This is a genomic window from Sanguibacter sp. Leaf3, from assembly GCF_001425965.1.
GTDB lineage: Bacteria > Actinomycetota > Actinomycetes > Actinomycetales > Cellulomonadaceae > Sanguibacter > Sanguibacter inulinus.
Window position 1 is genome coordinate 1,568,945 of sequence record NZ_LMRH01000001.1, and the last position, 16,968, is coordinate 1,585,912.

The following is a 16,968-nucleotide window of genomic DNA, read 5'->3' on the forward strand; positions in this document are numbered from 1 at the left end:
GACCCGAGGTGCTCACATCGCGACGTAGACGGTCTCGAGGTACTCGTCGAGGCCAGCCTCCCCGCCCTCTCGGCCGAGCCCCGACTGCTTGAGCCCTCCGAAGGGGGCGCTCGCGTCGGAGACGAGACCACGGTTGATGCCGATCATCCCGGCCTCGAGCGAGTCGGACAGGTGCAGGGCGCGGCCGAGGTCACGGGTGTACGCATAGGCCACCAGGCCGTACTCGGTGCCGTTCGCGAGCTCGATCCCGTCGTCGTCCGAGCCGAAGGTGACGACGGGGGCGACGGGGCCGAAGGTCTCCTCCGTGACGACGGCGTGGTCACGGGGGACACGGTCGAGGACCGTGGGCAGGTAGAAGTGCCCGCGCCCCGAGGGCGCTGACCCGCCTGTGCGCACGCGGGCTCCGGCGTCGACCGCCGACTGGACGACCGAGCCGACAGACTCCACGGCTGCGGCCTCGATGAGCGGGCCGACGGTGACGCCGTCCCGGCTCCCGGGGCCGACCACCAGGTCGTCGAAGGCCGCGGTGAGCCTGTCCGTGAACTCGGCAGCCACAGACTCCTGCACGAGGAACCTGTTGGCTGCGACGCAGGTCTGCCCGGAGTTGCGCATCTTCGCGATCATGGCGCCCTCGACCGCAGCGTCGAGGTCAGCGTCGGCGAAGACGAGGAACGGGGCGTTCCCGCCGAGCTCCATCGACGTCTTGAGGATGCCGCCCGCGGCGCTCTCGAGCAGCGAGCGTCCGACAGGGGTCGACCCAGTGAAGGAGAGCTTGCGCAGGCGAGGGTCGGCGAGCAGCGGACCTGTGACGTCCCGCGAGGACGACGTCGGGACGACGTTGAGGATCCCGCCGGGCAGCCCGTGCGCCACGAGCGCGGCGCGCACGAGCTCGGCCACGTAGAGCGTGGTGAGAGGAGTCAGCCGGGCAGGCTTGACGACGACCGAGCAGCCCGCGGCGAGCGCAGGTGCGATCTTGCGGGTGAGCATGGCCAGCGGGAAGTTCCAGGGCGTGATGAGGAGCGCCGGGCCGACGGGCCTGCGGTGGATCATCTGCGTGCCACCGCCGGCGGGGGAGGTGCGCACGAGGCCGGGTACCCGGACCGCCTGCTCGGAGTACCACCTGACGAACTCAGCACCGTAGGTGACCTCGGCCCGCGACTCGGCGAGTGGCTTGCCGCACTCGGCGGTGATGAGCGCGGCGACGTCGTCGGCGTTGCGGGTCAGGGCGTCGAACACGTCGCGGAGCACGTCGGAACGGGTCCTCGGTGACGTGCGACGCCAGACCTCGGCGTGCTCGTGCGCGGCGTCGAGGGCCCGCAGGCCGTCGTCGGGCGAGCCGTCGGCCACGTCGAAGAGCGACTCTTCGGTCGCCGGGTCCCAGACCTCGAAGGTCGCGCCGGTGCTCGAGGGCTGCCAGCGGCCGTCGACGAGCATCGACGTGGGGAGGTGGGCTGCGACGGAGGGGGACAGGGGTGAGGTGCTCATCCCTCAGTATGGGCACGGGGGTGCCACGGTCGCCCGAGGAGACGCAGAGGAGACGTCGTCTGCCCGGGCTGCGCGGGAGCGACGTGCCCCAGGTCACCCACCAGCCCGGGCCTAGACTGGACGCCATGACGTCTTCGCCTCTGCAGCTCCCTTCGCCCGCTGTCCCGACGCAGTACGAAGACCTGCTGCGCCACGTCATGGAGCACGGGACCCGCAAGGCAGACCGCACAGGGACGGGGACCCGCAGCGTGTTCGGGCACCAGATGCGCTTCGACCTCTCCGAGGGCTTCCCGCTCGTGACGACCAAGCGCGTCCACCTGCGATCGATCGTCGGCGAGCTCCTGTGGTTCTTGCGTGGCGACTCCAACGTCCGCTGGCTCCAGGACAACGGCGTGCGGATCTGGAACGAGTGGGCTGACGAGGACGGCGAGCTCGGCCCGGTCTACGGCGTCCAGTGGCGCTCGTGGCCCACACCCGACGGCCGGCACGTCGACCAGGTCTCCCAGGTCCTCGAGACCCTGCGTACGAACCCCGACTCCCGACGGATGATCGTCTCGGCCTGGAACGTCGCAGACCTCGACGAGATGGCGCTCATGCCGTGCCACGCCTTCTTCCAGTTCTACGTCGCGGACGGCAGGCTCTCGTGCCAGCTGTACCAGCGCTCGGCCGACCTGTTCCTCGGGGTGCCCTTCAACGTCGCGAGCTACGCGCTCCTCACGCACATGGTCGCCCAGCAGGTCGGGCTCGAGGTCGGTGACTTCGTCTGGACCGGCGGGGACTGCCACGTCTACGACAACCACGTCGAGCAGGTCACCGAGCAGCTGACCCGGACCCCCTACGCCTTCCCGACCCTCGCCCTGCGCAAGGCGTCGTCGCTCTTCGACTACACCTTCGACGACGTGGTCGTCGAGGGCTATCAGCACCACCCGACGATCTCGGCCCCGGTCGCGGTATGAGCCCGGCGCAGCAGGTGGGCCTCGTCTGGGCCCAGGCGCGCGGCGGGGTCATCGGCGCCGGGGGGACGATGCCCTGGCACCTGCCCGAGGACGGCGCACACTTCCGCCGGACGACCGCGGGGTCGGTCGTCGTCATGGGGCGCGCCACGTGGGACTCGCTCCCGAGCCGGTTCCGCCCGCTGCCCGGCCGTACGAACATCGTGCTCACCCGCGCACCAGGGCTCGCCCTCGAAGGGGCCGAGGTCGTCGGGTCGCTCGAGGAGGCGCTCGCCGTCGCGGCCGACCGCTCGCCAGCTCGGGTCTGGGTGATGGGCGGCGGCGAGGTCTACAGGCAGGCGCTCGCTGTCGCCGACCTCCTCGTGGTGACCGAGATCGACACGCAGGTCGACGGGGACACGTACGCGCCAGAGATCGGTGACGGCTGGGTGGCCGAGCCTGTCGTCGGAGACGAGAGCGGTCCTGACGGCTGGACGCAGTCCCGCACAGGGCTCCGGTTCAGGTTCGTCGAGCACCGCCGGGCAGCGCCGCTCGGCTGAGGCGCCCGACCTCCCTCAGGCCGCGACCTGCTCCGCCGAGCGCAGCTCGGACACGGAGACGAAGGTGTAGCCCTCGTCGGTCAGCTCGGCGAGCAGCCTGCGCACTGCGACGTACAACGAGTCGGCGGGGGTCCCGCGGCCGTCGTGGCAGAGCACGACCATGCCCGGGCTCGCCGTCGCGACGTCGGTGTCGACCACCTTCTCCGCCTTCTCGGTCGGCAGGTGGTGCGACCACAGCGCCACGTCGTACCCGAGCTCTGAGGCTACGAGCAGGCCCGGTGCGTCGATCCGTCCCCAGGGCGGCCGCACGAGCGTGGGTGCGGTCCCGGTCGTCTCGGCGATCGCGTCGTGCGTCGAGCCGAGGTTCTCGCGGATCGCGTCGACGCTCATCGTGCTGAGGTCGAGGTGCCCAGACCCGTGGCTGGCGATCTCGTGACCGGCGTCGTGGACGTCCCGGGTGATCTCGGGGTGCTCGACGACGGCGTCGCCCATCTGGAAGAACGTCGCCCGGGCGTCGTGCACGGCGAGCGCGTCGAGGACCTGCGGGGTCCAGCGCGGGTCGGGTCCGTCGTCGAAGGTGAGCGAGACGAGCCTCTCGGCAGGGTGGGCCCGCCAGAAGACCTCGGTGCGGCACGCGACCGTCGAGTCTTGGGGGCGCGGCGCGACACGGTCGGTGGGGGACAGGCCGCGGTGCGGCGCGATCCCCGTCAGGGCCTCAGCTGTGAGGACGGCGCCGACGGTCCCCGCCATCGTCAGCGCGGACGCGCCCATCATGCGGCGTCTGGACATGGTCGTGCTCATACGGTGGCCCCCTGCTGGACGTGATGCGGCCCTCGGCCGCGCGCCAAGACCCTACCGGACCAGCGAGGAGCCTCGGCGTAGCCGCGAGCAGCGGGTCTCCGGGTCCCGGCACGGGGGCCGCGACGGGTAGGTTATGACCATGGCGCTCCCGACCTCCAGCACCCGTCCCTTCGGCACGATGCTCACCGCGATGGTGACCCCCTTCAGTCCCGACGGTGCTGTCGACCTCGACGCCGCCGTCGCTCTCGCGAGGCACCTGGTCGACGGTGGGCACGACGGCCTGGTGCTCAACGGGACGACCGGAGAGTCCCCGACGACCCACGCTCCCGAGAAGGCCGACCTGGTCCGCGCCGTCGTCGACGCCGTCGGAGACCGCGCTGTGGTCGTCGCGGGGGCCGGCTCGAACGACACCGACCACTCGATCCGCATGGCCGAGCAGTCGGCGGCCGCCGGCGCGCACGGGCTGCTCGTCGTCTCGCCCTACTACTCCCGCCCCTCGCAGGAGGGCATCGTCCAGCACACCACGGCGATCGCCGACTCGACCGACCTGCCCGTCATGGTCTACGACATCCCGGGCCGCTCCGGTGTGCGCCTCACGTCTGAGACCTACGAGCGGCTCGCGGGGCACGACAAGATCGTGGCCGTGAAGGACGCGACCGGTGACGTCTACGCCGCCGCGCAGAACATCGCCCGCACGGGTCTCGCCTGGTACAGCGGCGACGACGCCCTCTACCTGCCCTTCCTGGCCCACGGCGCCGTGGGTCTCGTGAGCGTCGTGGGGCACGTCGTGGGTCGCGAGCTCGTCGAGATCGGGCAGGCCTTCCAGGCGGGGGACCACGCGCGGGCCACGTCGCTGTTCGTCAGCATCGTGCCGGTCATCGATGCGGTGATGGGCGGCGGCTTCGGCGTGGTGATGATCAAGTCGGCGCTCGTCGACCTCGGACTCATCCCTGACGGGCACCTCAGGCTCCCGCAGGTCGGGGCGACGCAGGCCGAGGCTGAGGCCGTGCGCGCTGCGCTGCGCGCCGTCGGGCTGCTCGACGGCTCTGCCTCGCTGTAGACGGCTTCTGGCAGCGGGGGGTCTTCCATCCCTGCGGGAGGCCTTGTGACGGGCTGACCGGGGTGGGCGTGCACCGCCACCGGGGCCTGTTTCGCGGGTGATGTTCGACGCGTTGTCGTCGCGGGAGGTGGGGACCTCTCCCCGCTGACCTGACGCGGCGCTGTCGCGCGTATACCCTGACAGCGATTCCGCGAAGCATGCCGAGCTCCACCACCTGGGAGGACCCCCCATGACCTCACGCTTCAACCCCCCTCCGGGTTGGCCCCCTGCCCCTGCAGGCTGGACGCCCCCGCCCGGCTGGAGCCCGGACCCCTCGTGGCCGTCGCCGCCCCCGGGCTGGCAGCTCTGGGTCGAGGACGGCGCCGACGGTGGCCCGGCCGGGGCCTCCGACGACGTGTCACGGTTCTCCAAGCCTGACGCCCAGTCCGCCGCGACGTCGGTCATGCCGACCTACCAGGCCCCCGGAGCCCCTCAGCCGGGCGCTGTCCCGCCGAGCGGCTCTGTCCCCACGGCGCCTCCGGCGCCGTGGTCGGCGCAGGGCTCGGCTCCGTCGTGGCAGCAGGGTCCGGCAGGTCCCGGCGGCCCCGGCGCCGGTGGTCCTGACGGCTCCGGACCGTCGCGATCGGGCGGTAAGCAGTGGCTCATCCCCGTGATCATCGCGATCGTCGCGATCGGTGCCATCATCGCCGTCCTCTTCGCGACGGGCGTGCTCGGCGGGAGCGACGACCCGGAGCCCAAGCCGACCACGTCCTCCACGGCCGCCGAGACCGAGGACCCCACCGACGAGCCGACGACCGACGACGCGACGGACGAGCCGACCGACGAGCCGACGACCGACGACGCCACCGACGAGCCGACGGTCGAGCCGACCGACGAGGCGTCCGCCCCGGTGACCGGAGACGGTGGCTCGCGCACCTCTCCGCTCGCTCCCGGCGAGACCGCCCCGCTCGGCGAGTGGACCACCTCCTTCGCGGCGACGAACACCGATGCCTGGACCGAGATCTCTGCGTCGGGCGACGTGTCGGACTACTACGCGCCGACCGACGGGAACAGCTTCCTCATGGCGCCCGTGACCGTCACCTTCCTGGGTGAGGGCAGCGAGCCGCTGTACATGCTGGAGTACGTCTTCGTCTCGGCCGACGGCGTCACCTACAAGGACAAGTGCGGCTACGCACCGCTCCCGAACGAGCTCGACACCGGCCAGGAGCTCTACACCGACGCGTCGGTGACGGGCAACGTCTGCATCACCGTCCCGACCGACAAGATCGACGGCGGTGTCTGGCGCATGAGCGGCTGGGACCGTGTCAACAAGGACACCGAGGCGTACTTCGGCCTCAAGTGACCTGACGGGACCTCGGCTCGCGCCGACGGTCCCGTGCCCTGACGGAGCCAGGTGGTGGACACGCACCGCCTGGCTCCGTCGTTCGCGGCCTGAGCACGGATAGATTGGCGCCTATGGCTACGCGGACTACCCCCACCCCTCGCTCGACCTCGGGTGGCGCGAGGGGCGGCAAGACAGCCGCCCCCCGGACCGCTGCCAAGAAGGCACCCGTCGTCGAGACCCGCCCCCCGTGGTTCGTCCGGGCGGTGCGTGGTTTCTTCATGGGCATCGCCCACCTCTTCGGAGGCACGGCCCGCAGGGTCGGCCGCGGAGCACGTGACCTCGACCCGGCCCACAGGCGCGACGGGCTGGCCTTCGTCCTCCTGGCCTTCGCCCTCGTCGTCGCCGCCCGTGAGTGGTGGGGCGTCGAAGGGTCGGTCGCCGAGGGTCTGCACGTCCTGGTCGCCGGCACGCTCGGCGTCGTGGCCATCGCGCTGCCCGTCGTGCTGCTCGGCATGGCTGTGCGCATCATGCGCCACCCGGACCGCGAGCAGGCCAACTCCCGCATGACCATCGGGCTGTGCGCCATCACCGTCGCGGTCTGCGGCGTGGTGCACATCGGATCTGGACGGCCCGTCCCCGCAGAAGGCTTCGAGCAGCTGCGCGAGGCCGGCGGGATCGTCGGCTACGCGGTCGGGCACCCCCTCTCCGCAGGGCTGAGCACCTGGGTCGCCGTGCCGATCCTGCTGCTGCTCGCCTTCTTCGGCGTCCTCGTGGTCACCGCGACACCCGTGCACGCCATCCCGACGCGGCTGCGCGGCGTGTACGACAGGCTCACCGGCAACGACCAGCACGGCCTCGGCCGCGACGCAGCCGACGTCGAGCACGACGACGACGACCTCCACCTCGCCGAGGGCGTCTCGCGCCACGACGGCACCGACCCCGAGCCCGCGCCGGCTGCGAAGCCGCGACGGGTCCGCGGCTCGCGAAAGTCGCGCGAGCAGACCGCCGACGACTCCACGACGGTGCTCCCCGGGGGCTACGTGGGCGACGAGGCCTTCGAGCGCGCCGCAGCCCTCGAGCGCGAGCTGCTGGAGAACGCCGCCGCCGACGGGGGAGACGTGTACGCCGACCCCGAGACCGAGATGCTCGCGGCCGCCGTCGTGTACGGGGAGGACGACCCCTCCGACGCCTCACGCCCGGCGGCACCCTCGGACGCCCCGACCGCGGCGATCGCGACGGTCGTCGAAGACCGCACCGCCCGGGTCTTCGACGCACCTCCGACGACCGCCGTGCCCCCCGGCGAGCAGCCCATGCTCGACGGCGACACCGTGTACGTGCTCCCCGACGAGGACACCCTGGTCAAGGGCGCGCCGCACAAGGTCCGCTCCGCGGCGAACGACAGGGTCGTCGAGGCCCTCACGACGGTCTTCGAGCAGTTCGACATCGCCGCGAAGGTCACCGGCTTCACGCGCGGCCCGACGGTCACCCGGTACGAGGTCGAGGTCGGTCCTGGCCTCAAGGTCGAGCGCGTCACCGCGCTCAGCAAGAACATCGCCTACGCGGTCGCCTCGGCCGACGTCCGCATCCTCTCCCCGATCCCCGGCAAGTCCGCGATCGGCATCGAGATCCCGAACACCGACCGTGAGACCGTCGTGCTCGGAGACGTGCTGCGCTCAGCCGTCGCGCGGCGGTCCGAGCACCCGATGATCATGGGTGTCGGCAAAGACGTCGAGGGTGGCTACGTCGTCGCGAACCTCGCCAAGATGCCGCACATCCTCGTGGCCGGGGCGACCGGAGCCGGTAAGTCCAGCTTCGTCAACTCGATGATCACCTCGATCCTCATGCGCGCGACCCCTGACGAGGTGCGCATGGTGCTCGTCGACCCCAAGCGTGTCGAGCTGACGATCTACGAGGGCATCCCGCACCTCATCACCCCGATCATCACCAACCCGAAGAAGGCTGCCGAGGCCCTCGAGTGGGTCGTCCGCGAGATGGACGCCCGCTACGACGACCTCGCGATGTTCGGGTACAAGCACATCGACGACTTCAACGCCGCGGTCCGCTCCGGCAAGGTCAAGCCGCTGCCCGGCTCCGAGCGCAAGATCGCGCCGTACCCCTACCTGCTGATCGTCGTCGACGAGCTCGCCGACCTCATGATGGTCGCCCCCCGCGACGTCGAGGCGTCGATCCAGCGGATCACCCAGCTCGCCCGCGCGGCAGGCATCCACCTCGTGCTCGCCACGCAGCGTCCGAGCGTCGACGTGGTCACCGGGCTCATCAAGGCCAACGTCCCGTCGCGGCTCGCCTTCGCGACGTCGTCGCTCGCCGACTCGCGCGTCGTGCTCGACCAGCCCGGGGCGGAGAAGCTCGTCGGACAGGGTGACGCCCTGTTCCTGCCGATGGGTGCGTCCAAGCCGATCCGTGTCCAGGGCGCGTGGGTGGGGGAGAGCGAGGTCCACGCCGTCGTCGAGCACGTCAAGGCCCAGCTCAAGCCCGTCTACAGGGCCGACGTCGCCGTCACGGCGACCAAGAAGCAGGTCGACGAAGACATCGGCGACGACCTCGACCTGCTGCTGCAGGCCGCCGAGCTCGTCGTGACCACCCAGTTCGGGTCGACGTCGATGCTGCAGCGCAAGCTGCGGGTCGGCTTCGCCAAGGCTGGGCGCCTCATGGACCTGCTCGAGTCCCGTGAGATCGTCGGCCCGTCGGAGGGGTCCAAGGCGCGCGACGTCATGGTCCAGCCCGACGACCTCCCGGCCACCCTCGCGATGCTCCGCGGAGACGGCGGGGCCGCTGGCGGCGCGTCCCAGGGGCCAGGTGCACCCTTCGACGCCCAGGCCGACGAGCCGCCGGCCTCGCACTACGAAGACCTCAGCGCGAACATGCCACCGACGGCCGTGGACTACCACGACAGCGCCGACACCGAGGACGACGGCTGGAGCGGCCCGGTCCGGTGAGGTCGGTGTGCTCAGTGCTGGCCGGGCGAGGCCCGCGCGGGGAGGTCCTCTACGGCGGGTCTGGCGTCGCGAGGGACGCGCCCGATCGTGCGGCCTGACGGAGGAGCCGCGGACTGGCTGTCGCCGTGGGGTGGCGCAGGCTGACTCACGAGCGCCTACGCTGGTCGGGTGAGTACCCAGACAGCGTCGCCGTGGAACATCGCGAACATCATCACGATGGTGCGCATCGCCCTCGTCCCCGTCTTCGGGTGGGCGTTGATGCAGGAGGGCGGCGACGACGTCACCTGGCGGCTCGTGGCCGTCGTGATCTTCGGGGTCGCGGCGATCACCGACAGGCTCGACGGCTACCTCGCCCGCAAGAACGACCTGGTGACAGACCTCGGCAAGATCCTCGACCCGATCGCCGACAAGGTCCTCATCGGGACGGCGCTCGTCCTGCTCTCCGTCCTCGGAGAGCTCTGGTGGTGGGTTACGATCGCGATCTTGGTCCGTGAGCTGGGCATCACCCTCATGCGGATGGTCATCCTGCGCTACGTCGTCATGCCGGCCTCGCGCGGGGGCAAGCTCAAGACCGTCCTGCAGTCCGTGGCGATCCCCATCTTGCTGCTCCCGCTCGACCACCTCCCCGCCTTCGTCGGGTGGGTCGGCAACCTGGCGATGGGGGCTGCCTTCGTCGTCACGATCGCGACGGGTGTCGACTACGCCCTCCAGGGATGGCGCGTCGTCCGCGAGCACAGGGCAGAGCAGCGGCTCTCGGGTGCCGACGGCACCGAGACCGTGCGGCACGGCTCGCAGCAGCCGTGAGCATCCCTGCGGCCAGCCCCACCCGGCTGGTCGGTCTGCTGGCGGCGTCCGGGCGGACGCTCGCCACGGCTGAGTCGCTGACCGGAGGGGCGCTCGCCGCGCGCGTGGTCGACGTCCCTGGGGCGTCGGCGGTCTTCCGAGGTGGCGTGGTCGCCTACGCGACCGAGCTCAAGGCACGGCTTCTCGACGTCGACCCGGACCTGCTCGCGCGCCGCGGCGCTGTCGACCCCGACGTGGCTCTCGCGATGGCGGCCGGGGTCCGCGCGCGTCTGGGCGCTGACGTCGGCGTGTCGACGACAGGTGTCGCGGGCCCCGACCCCCAGGACGGCGTCGCCCCGGGCACCGTGTACGTCGCCGTCGACGACGGGACGGGTGAACCTCGCGTCCGCCGGCTCCAGGTCGAGGGACCGCGCGATGTGGTCCGGGCCGCGAGCGTGGAGGCTGCGCTCGGTCTGCTCGACGAGGTGCTGTCTGCGGGGTGAACCCTGTCCCACCTGGTGCAGCGCGGGAACAACGGGGCAGCCCGTCGCGTTGGACAGGGCGTGATGACAAATCGTGGTGACCGCCGGACCGATGTGACGAGACCGTCGAGATCTGGCGTCGGTGTTCCCCTCGCAGGGCAGCCTGTCGGTCGATCAGGGTACGGTAGAACAGACGCAGCGTCGACGTCCGCACGACCGGACGGACGACGGAGCGTCATCATGAGACCACAGCCAGCACCGGACACGAGAGGAGGACGTCAGATGGTCGTACTACGCCGCGAGATCGGTGACGTACTGCGAGATGCTCGCCAGCTTCAAGGACGCACGCTCCGCGAGGTGTCCTCGGCAGCACGGGTGTCGCTCGGGTACCTCAGCGAGGTCGAGCGAGGCCAGAAGGAAGCATCGTCGGAGCTCCTCGGTTCGATCTGCGAGGCTCTCGACATCCCCCTCTCCTCGATCCTGCGAGAGGTCAGCGACCGCATCGCGGTCGCCGAGGGTCTGCTCATCCCCGACACCGTCCCGGCAGACCTTGCCGCCATGGGTCGGGACCAGCTCGGGCGTCCCGTGAAGGACCTCCAGCCGATCGGTTGACGGCTCGGCCCTCCGGGGCCCCGCGGTCAGACCGCACGCACGACCTCGATCAGGCCGCGTACCCCAGGGTGCGCGGCCTGATCGTCTTCTGTCTCGAGTCCCTGCTCAGGTCCGCGGGAGCCCGCGCTCGTTCAGGCCCGGCCGGGCGGCGGAGGCTGGCACGTCGGGCAGTAGAACATCGGGCGCTCCATCGGGGCGACCCCCGCGAGACCGCGGACGATCGTGGTGCCGCAGCGGTGGCACGGAGAGCCTGACCTCGAGTGCACGTGCACGATCCGACCGTCGACAGGTCGAGCGATCCCTCGTCCGAGGTTGCGCCGGATGCTGCCCAGGAGCGGGCGCAGGTCGACCTCGGCCGCAGGGGTCCACGGCCAGATCTTCTGGTCGAAGAGGCCTTCGGCCGCGAAGAGGGTGCCGACACCGACCATGAGCGTCTGGTCGAGCAGGCAGTCTCCGACGGGTCGGGCCCCCTGCTCCTGATAGCTGCGGATCACCGCGGTGAGCCCGTCGGGCGAGCTGGCGAAGTCTGGCGCGAGGATGTCCGGGCCGAGATGGTCGAGCAGCGTGTGCTCGTCTCGGGTCCTCACCAGGTCGAGCATGCCGAGCCTGTCGCCGACGCAGGTCCAGGTCTCGTTGGCGAGCACGGCGCGGACCGTCGGGCTCCGGGCCAGGCGCGCGGCGGGGTCTGTCCTGTGCACCCGCCACGTGCCGTCCATCCGCAGGTGGGTGTGGAGCGTCCACCCGGTGTCGACGGTCGTCAGGACGTGCTTGCCGTAGGCGCGAGAGCGCAGCACCGTGGCTCCGGACAGAGCGGTCGGGTCCAGGTTCGGCCACCGGAGCTCGGCCCAGGTGAGGACCGTGCCGCTGAGCGCCTCGTCCAGCCGGCGGGCCGTCAGGTAGACGGTGTCCCCCTCAGGCACGGGCCGCTCCTGACGCAGGACGGCCTGCTGGCAGACCGGAGAGCCGCAGGCCGGAGGGCGTTGGGCCGAAGCCCGCTCCGACGAGGGCAGCCACGCCAGCGGTGCGGCTCGAACCGCCGACAGTCAGCGACTCGTCGCCGTCGACCCTGCGGAGCGTCACCTTGCCGAGCCTGCCGTCGGAGACGGCGCGTGCGAGCGCTCGGGCGGCCGCGTCGAGCACGACAGGGTCGTCGCTGAAGGTCAGGAGGCTGCGCCCCCCGCGCTCGAGGTACAGGGCGAGCTCACCGCGGACCACGACGACGTGCGCCCCAGCCTTGCGTCCCGGTCGGTGCCCCGAACGCCCTGCCTCGTCAGCCCCCGGCGAGGCAGGCCAGGCGAGCGCCGCGCCGTAGGGCTGCGCGGGGTCGGTCGCGGCCAGGCACAGGGCTGTCGGCGGATCGGTCCGCTCGGCCTCTCGGAGCCTGTCGTTCTCGGCCGTGCGGAGCCGGTCGACAGCGCCGGGGAGCGCGAACTGCGACCCCCCGAGATGCTCGACGAAGTACCCGCGACGGACCTGACCGGCCGACTCGAGGGCGCCGAGCACCTTGTAGACCCCCCTGTACTCCGAGGTCACCTGCTCGGCGCCGGTGACGGCCCGGGTGAGCACACCGTGCCGGTCCAGCAGGACCGTCGCGAGCGCATGGGCGCGACGGGTCGTGTCGACGTCGCGCACCGGGAGGGCAGACCATCTCCCGCCACCTGACGGGTCGGCGGCTGCCTCTCGGAGCGACGAGGCGGTGGCTCCGAGCGAGGAGAAGCGCGGACGACGGCTCAGCGGTCGCGGCCTGGCCGCCGGGGTGGACCTGCTCGCCGCTCGGCGACCGCTCAGCCGGCCGCGCAGGGGGCCGAGGGTGTCGTTGGTGACCTGGCCGGACCAGACGAGCTCCCAGAGCGCCGCGAGCACGTCGGGGCCGGGGTGCTCGAGCGACGAGGCGAGCCGAGGGTAGAAGAACCCGCCCGCTGCCTCGAGGAGCCCGAGGACAGCCGCCTGCAGCTCGGTCAGAGGTGCGTCGTCGGTCTCCACGGGGCGCAGCGTCAGGTGGGCCGACTCGGCGAGGTGCAGGCTGACCATGGCGTCCGCCGTACCCCGACCGCCCGGGAGCTCGTGGTGGCCGCACCAGACGACCTCGCCCGAGGTGGTGAGCTCGTCGAGCATCGAGGGTCTGTAGTCGACGACACGGGCGGGGAGGATCTGGGACTCGAGGGCGGAGACCGGCACGGGTGCACCTGAGAGCTGTTCGACGACCCTGTAGAGCCCGTCGACGCCTCGCAGGCCGCCGACAGACTGCCAGCGGGGCAAGAAGACACCGAGGGCCGGGTGCTGGACGGGCTCGACCTCGGCGCGCAGGGCAGCGAGAGACCTGCGGCGCAGGGTGCGCAGGACGTCGGCGTCGCAGTACTCCTCGCCCGTCCCGCCGAGGACGTCGGGCCGGAGGCGTCCCGTGACGAGCTGCCCCGCCTGCACGTGGCGTCGCAGGACGTCTGCGACGACAGCCACCCCGAGCCCGTACCGTGCCGCGAGGTCGCGTGCTGCGAAGGGGCCGTGCGTGCGGGAGTACCGCCTCACGAGGTCACCGAGCGGGTCGGGCACGAGCTCCGTGACGCTCTCGGGCAGCCCGACGGGCAGCGCGACACCGAGGGCGTCGCGCAGACGTCCGGCGTCCTCGGCGACGGCCCACCGCTCTGCGGGGTCGACCCCTGCGATCCTCACCTGGATGACCCGCCGGCTCGCGGCCAGCGCGTCGAGCCACGCCGGCGCCTCGGACCTGACGTCCTCGCGGGTGCGCTCGACCACCTCGGCGGTGGTCAGCGGTCCGGTGCGACGGAGCAGGTCCCACACGTCTTCGCCGTGGCGGGCGTGCCGCTCGGGCGCGAGCCCGCTGAGCTCTTGCTCGGTGCGGACCACGGCGTCGGGGTCGAGCAGGTCGGCGATCTGCGAGCTGCCGTCGCTGCCGAGCAGCTCGGCGAGCAGGTCCGGGTCGAGGGTCAGCGCGGCCGCGCGGCGCTCGGCGAGCGGGGCGTCTCCGTCGTAGAGGAACTGAGCCGTGTACCCGAACAGCAAGGACTGGGCGAAGGGCGACGGTGTCCGCGTGGTCACCTCGACGACGCGCACGGTGCCGTTCTCGACGTCTCGCATGAGGGAGACGAGGGACGCGACGTCGAAGTCGTCCTGCAGGCACTCGCGGATCGCCTCGAGGACGATCGGGAAGTCAGGGAACCCCGAGGCGACGCTCAGCAGCTGGGCCGACCTGTGGCGTTGCTGCCAGAGCGGCTGGCGTCTGTCGGGCCGGCGCCGGGGGAGCAGGAGGGCTCGTGCGGCGGCCTCGCGGAACCGTGCGCCGAACAGGTTGGAGCCGCTGAGCTCGGTGCGCACAGCCGTCTCGACGGCCTCGGGGTCGAGCAACAGCTCGGCGAGGTCGACCTGGTCCCGCGACCCGTCGGTGCTCGTGCCGTCGGGGAGCTCGGCGAAGGGGTCGGAGACGTCCGGCATGCGCAGCACGATGCCGTCGTCGGAGTGCATGGCCGCGGCGTCGATGCCGAAGCGTTCCCTGATCCGCGCGGCGAGCACCAGCGCCCAGGGGGCATGGACCTTCGCGCCGTAGGGGGAGTGGATGACCACACGCCAGTCTCCGAGCTCGTCGCGGAACCTCTCGACCAGCAGCGTCTTGTCGTCGGGGACGACACCCGTGGCCTCGCGCTGCTCGTCGAGGTAGGCGCGGAGGTTGTCGGTCGCCCAGGGGTCGAGCCCTGCCCAGGGGCTGTCGTCCGCACGTGACGCCTCGGCCCCCGCGGAAGCTCCGGGCCCTCGGGCGGGTCCGGCGGCTCCGGCGGGTCCTGTCGCCTCGCGGACCCAGGCGCCGATGGCGCGGCCGAGCTCGGCAGGCCGTCCAGGGGAGTCGCCCTTCCAGAACGGCAACCGGCCCGGCACACCGGGCGCCGGGCTGACGAGCACCTGGTCGGGAGTGATGTCCTCGATCCGCCACGTGCTCGAGCCGAGGGTGAAGGTGTCCCCGACGCGTGACTCGTAGACCATCTCCTCGTCGAGCTCGCCGACCCGTTTGCCACCTCGTGGTGCCCCGGAGTCGCCTGTCGCGTCGGTCGCGCCGGAGGCGAGGAACACCCCGTAGAGCCCGCGGTCGGGGATCGTCCCGCCGCTCGTGACAGCGAGCCGTAGCGCGCCGGGCCGCGCAGAGAGGGTGTCCGTCACGCGGTCCCACACGATGCGCGCGCGGAGCTCGCCGAAGTCTTCGCTCGGGTACCGGCCGGCGAGCATGTCGAGGACGGCCCGCAGCGTGCGGTCGCCCAGGGTGGTGTACGGGTCCGAGCGGCGCAGGACCGTCGCGAGCTCGTCGAGGTGCCAGTCTTCGGTCGCCACCATCGCGACGATCTGCTGCGCCAGGACGTCGAGGGGGTTGCGCAGCACGTGCACGGGTTCGATGCTCCCGGTCCGCATGCGCCCGGCGATGACTGTCGACGGGACGAGGTCACCTCGGTGCATCGGGAAGACGACGCCGTGCGAGACAGCGCCCACCTGGTGCCCTGCGCGCCCGATCCGCTGGAGCCCGCTCGCGACGGACGGGGGCGAGCCGATCTGGACGACGAGGTCGATGGCACCCATGTCGATGCCGAGCTCGAGAGACGAGGTCGAGACGACAGCGGGCAGCCGCCCTTCTTTGAGCTCGGTCTCGGTGTGGGTGCGCTCGGCGCGGCTCATCGAGCCGTGGTGGGCGCGGGCGAGGACGCCCGGTGCCCCGGTCGAGGCACCAGACTGACCTGAGACGAGCGCTGGGTGCACCTCGCCGTGGTCGACGGTTCCCTCACCCTGACGCTCGGCCCACACCTCGTTCATGCGAGAGGTGAGCCGCTCGGCGCCGCGCCGGGAGTTGGTGAACACGAGCGTCGAACGGTGAGCCGCGACGAGGTCGACCACGCGTTCTTCGATGTGGGGCCAGACCGAGGGTCGGGCCCGAGGCCCTGCGGCAGCGCCGGAGAGGTCCGGCACGCCCGGGGCAGGATGGGACGTGCCCGACCTGTCGGTGCTCGCGGCGGGTGCTCCGGCTGCGGGTGAGGTGCCTGAGGCGTCGAGGCCCTGCGGGTCTGGCTTCACTGCAGAGGCGACCGGGCCGGTCTGCTCAGGTCCACCTCCGACCGTCGGCGCCGACCGCAGGTCGGCGAGGTCGGGGACCGGCACCACGACGTCGACCTCGATCGTCTTCGACGCCGGCGGCTGGACCACGTCGACAGGTCGACCACCCTCGGACGGAGTCCTGCCCCCTGCGAGGAACGCTGCCACGGCCGCCACCGGGGTGACTGTCGCCGAGAGCCCGATCCGCTGGACCGGAGCCTCGACGAGGGCGTCCAGCCGCTCGAGCGAGACGGCGAGGTGGGCACCGCGCTTGGTGCCGGCGACGGCGTGGATCTCGTCGAGGATCACCGTGGTGACACCTCGGAGGCCTTCTCTGGCCCCTGAGGTGAGGATGAGGAACAACGACTCCGGTGTCGTGATGAGGATGTCGGGGGGAGTGGTCGCGAAGGCGCGGCGCTCGCTCGCCGGGGTGTCCCCGGTGCGGGTGCCGACACGGACCTCACGGATGCTCTCGCCGCGGCGCGCTGCGGCCTGCCGGACCCCGGCGAGCGGAGACCGCAGGTTCCGCTCGACGTCGGCGGCCAGGGCCTTGAGGGGTGAGACGTAGAGCACGCGGCACCGAGCAGCAGGGTCGGGCTCGGGACCTGAGGCGTCCAGGAGCCCGTCGAGCGCCCACAAGAAGGCGGCCAGCGTCTTGCCCGAGCCTGTCGGTGCGACGACGAGGGCGTGGTGGCCGACCGCGACGGCGTCCCAGGTGCCGGTCTGTGCGGCGGTCGGCGCGTGGAAGGCGCCGTCGAACCAGTCCTGCGTGGCGGGGCTGAAGCGACGCAAGCCGCTCAGAGGGGTCGTGCGGGCGCTCCCTGCGGGAGGGCGGGTGCCGCTCGACGTCTCGTCCTGCTCTGGTGTGGCCACCCTGACATTGTGTC

Annotated in this window: 12 protein-coding genes; 8 read left to right on the forward strand and 4 right to left on the reverse strand. The window is 71.9% G+C overall.

All coding sequences use genetic code 11. The features are described 5' to 3' along the window. Positions 1 to 12 precede the first annotated feature (12 nt). Positions 13 to 1,485, reverse strand: coding sequence for an NAD-dependent succinate-semialdehyde dehydrogenase (locus tag ASG53_RS06790; protein ID WP_056130079.1), 1,473 nt, complete (start codon positions 1,483 to 1,485; stop codon positions 13 to 15). Between the two features lie 125 nt (positions 1,486 to 1,610). Here ASG53_RS06790 and ASG53_RS06795 point away from each other — a divergent pair, with 125 nt between their 5' ends. Beyond that, positions 1,611 to 2,441, forward strand: coding sequence for a thymidylate synthase (locus ASG53_RS06795; protein ID WP_056130082.1), 831 nt, complete (start codon positions 1,611 to 1,613; stop codon positions 2,439 to 2,441). After that, on the forward strand, positions 2,438 to 2,977 hold the full coding sequence (locus ASG53_RS06800; RefSeq protein WP_056130084.1) for a dihydrofolate reductase: 540 nt from the start codon (positions 2,438 to 2,440) through the stop codon (positions 2,975 to 2,977). Before ASG53_RS06795 ends, ASG53_RS06800 begins: the two co-directional genes overlap by 4 nt. A gap of 15 nt (positions 2,978 to 2,992) precedes the next feature. Here the strand turns inward: ASG53_RS06800 and ASG53_RS06805 are convergent, their stop codons facing one another. Then, the gene (locus ASG53_RS06805) at positions 2,993 to 3,778 is read right to left on the reverse strand and encodes a polysaccharide deacetylase family protein (protein ID WP_082543834.1); all 786 of its coding nucleotides are present in this window, start codon (positions 3,776 to 3,778) and stop codon (positions 2,993 to 2,995) included. A gap of 139 nt (positions 3,779 to 3,917) precedes the next feature. On the opposite strand from ASG53_RS06805, the gene dapA reads away from it, so the two are divergent. The 6 genes from dapA (at position 3,918) to ASG53_RS06835 (ending at position 10,996) form a co-directional block, all read left to right on the forward strand. Then, entirely contained in the window at positions 3,918 to 4,838 is a 921-nt protein-coding gene (dapA, locus tag ASG53_RS06810) for a 4-hydroxy-tetrahydrodipicolinate synthase (protein ID WP_056130882.1), read from the forward strand. Positions 4,839 to 5,067: 229 nt separating this feature from the next. Then, the gene (locus ASG53_RS06815) at positions 5,068 to 6,180 is read left to right on the forward strand and encodes a hypothetical protein (RefSeq protein WP_056130091.1); all 1,113 of its coding nucleotides are present in this window, start codon (positions 5,068 to 5,070) and stop codon (positions 6,178 to 6,180) included. 113 nt (positions 6,181 to 6,293) lie between these two features. Next, complete coding sequence (locus tag ASG53_RS06820; protein ID WP_082543836.1) at positions 6,294 to 9,119, forward strand: FtsK/SpoIIIE family DNA translocase; 2,826 nt, start codon at positions 6,294 to 6,296, stop codon at positions 9,117 to 9,119. 168 nt (positions 9,120 to 9,287) lie between these two features. Then, positions 9,288 to 9,923 carry a CDP-diacylglycerol--glycerol-3-phosphate 3-phosphatidyltransferase gene (gene pgsA / locus ASG53_RS06825; RefSeq protein ID WP_082543837.1) on the forward strand — a complete coding sequence of 212 codons (636 nt, stop codon included), beginning with the start codon at positions 9,288 to 9,290 and terminating at the stop codon, positions 9,921 to 9,923. Further along, positions 9,920 to 10,405: a CinA family protein gene (locus ASG53_RS06830; protein ID WP_056130096.1), complete on the forward strand. Its 486-nt coding sequence runs from the start codon at positions 9,920 to 9,922 to the stop codon at positions 10,403 to 10,405. Before pgsA ends, ASG53_RS06830 begins: the two co-directional genes overlap by 4 nt. Positions 10,406 to 10,666: 261 nt before the next feature. Further along, on the forward strand, positions 10,667 to 10,996 hold the full coding sequence (locus ASG53_RS06835) for a helix-turn-helix domain-containing protein (RefSeq protein ID WP_056130100.1): 330 nt from the start codon (positions 10,667 to 10,669) through the stop codon (positions 10,994 to 10,996). 131 nt (positions 10,997 to 11,127) lie between these two features. Here the strand turns inward: ASG53_RS06835 and ASG53_RS06840 are convergent, their stop codons facing one another. After that, positions 11,128 to 11,916, reverse strand: a complete 789-nt coding sequence (locus ASG53_RS06840; RefSeq protein ID WP_056130102.1) for a DNA-formamidopyrimidine glycosylase family protein — start codon at positions 11,914 to 11,916, stop codon at positions 11,128 to 11,130. Further along, positions 11,909 to 16,882, reverse strand: coding sequence for an Lhr family helicase (locus ASG53_RS06845; protein ID WP_056130890.1), 4,974 nt, complete (start codon positions 16,880 to 16,882; stop codon positions 11,909 to 11,911). The genes ASG53_RS06840 and ASG53_RS06845 overlap by 8 nt, the downstream gene beginning before the upstream one ends. Positions 16,883 to 16,968: the final 86 nt, after the last annotated feature.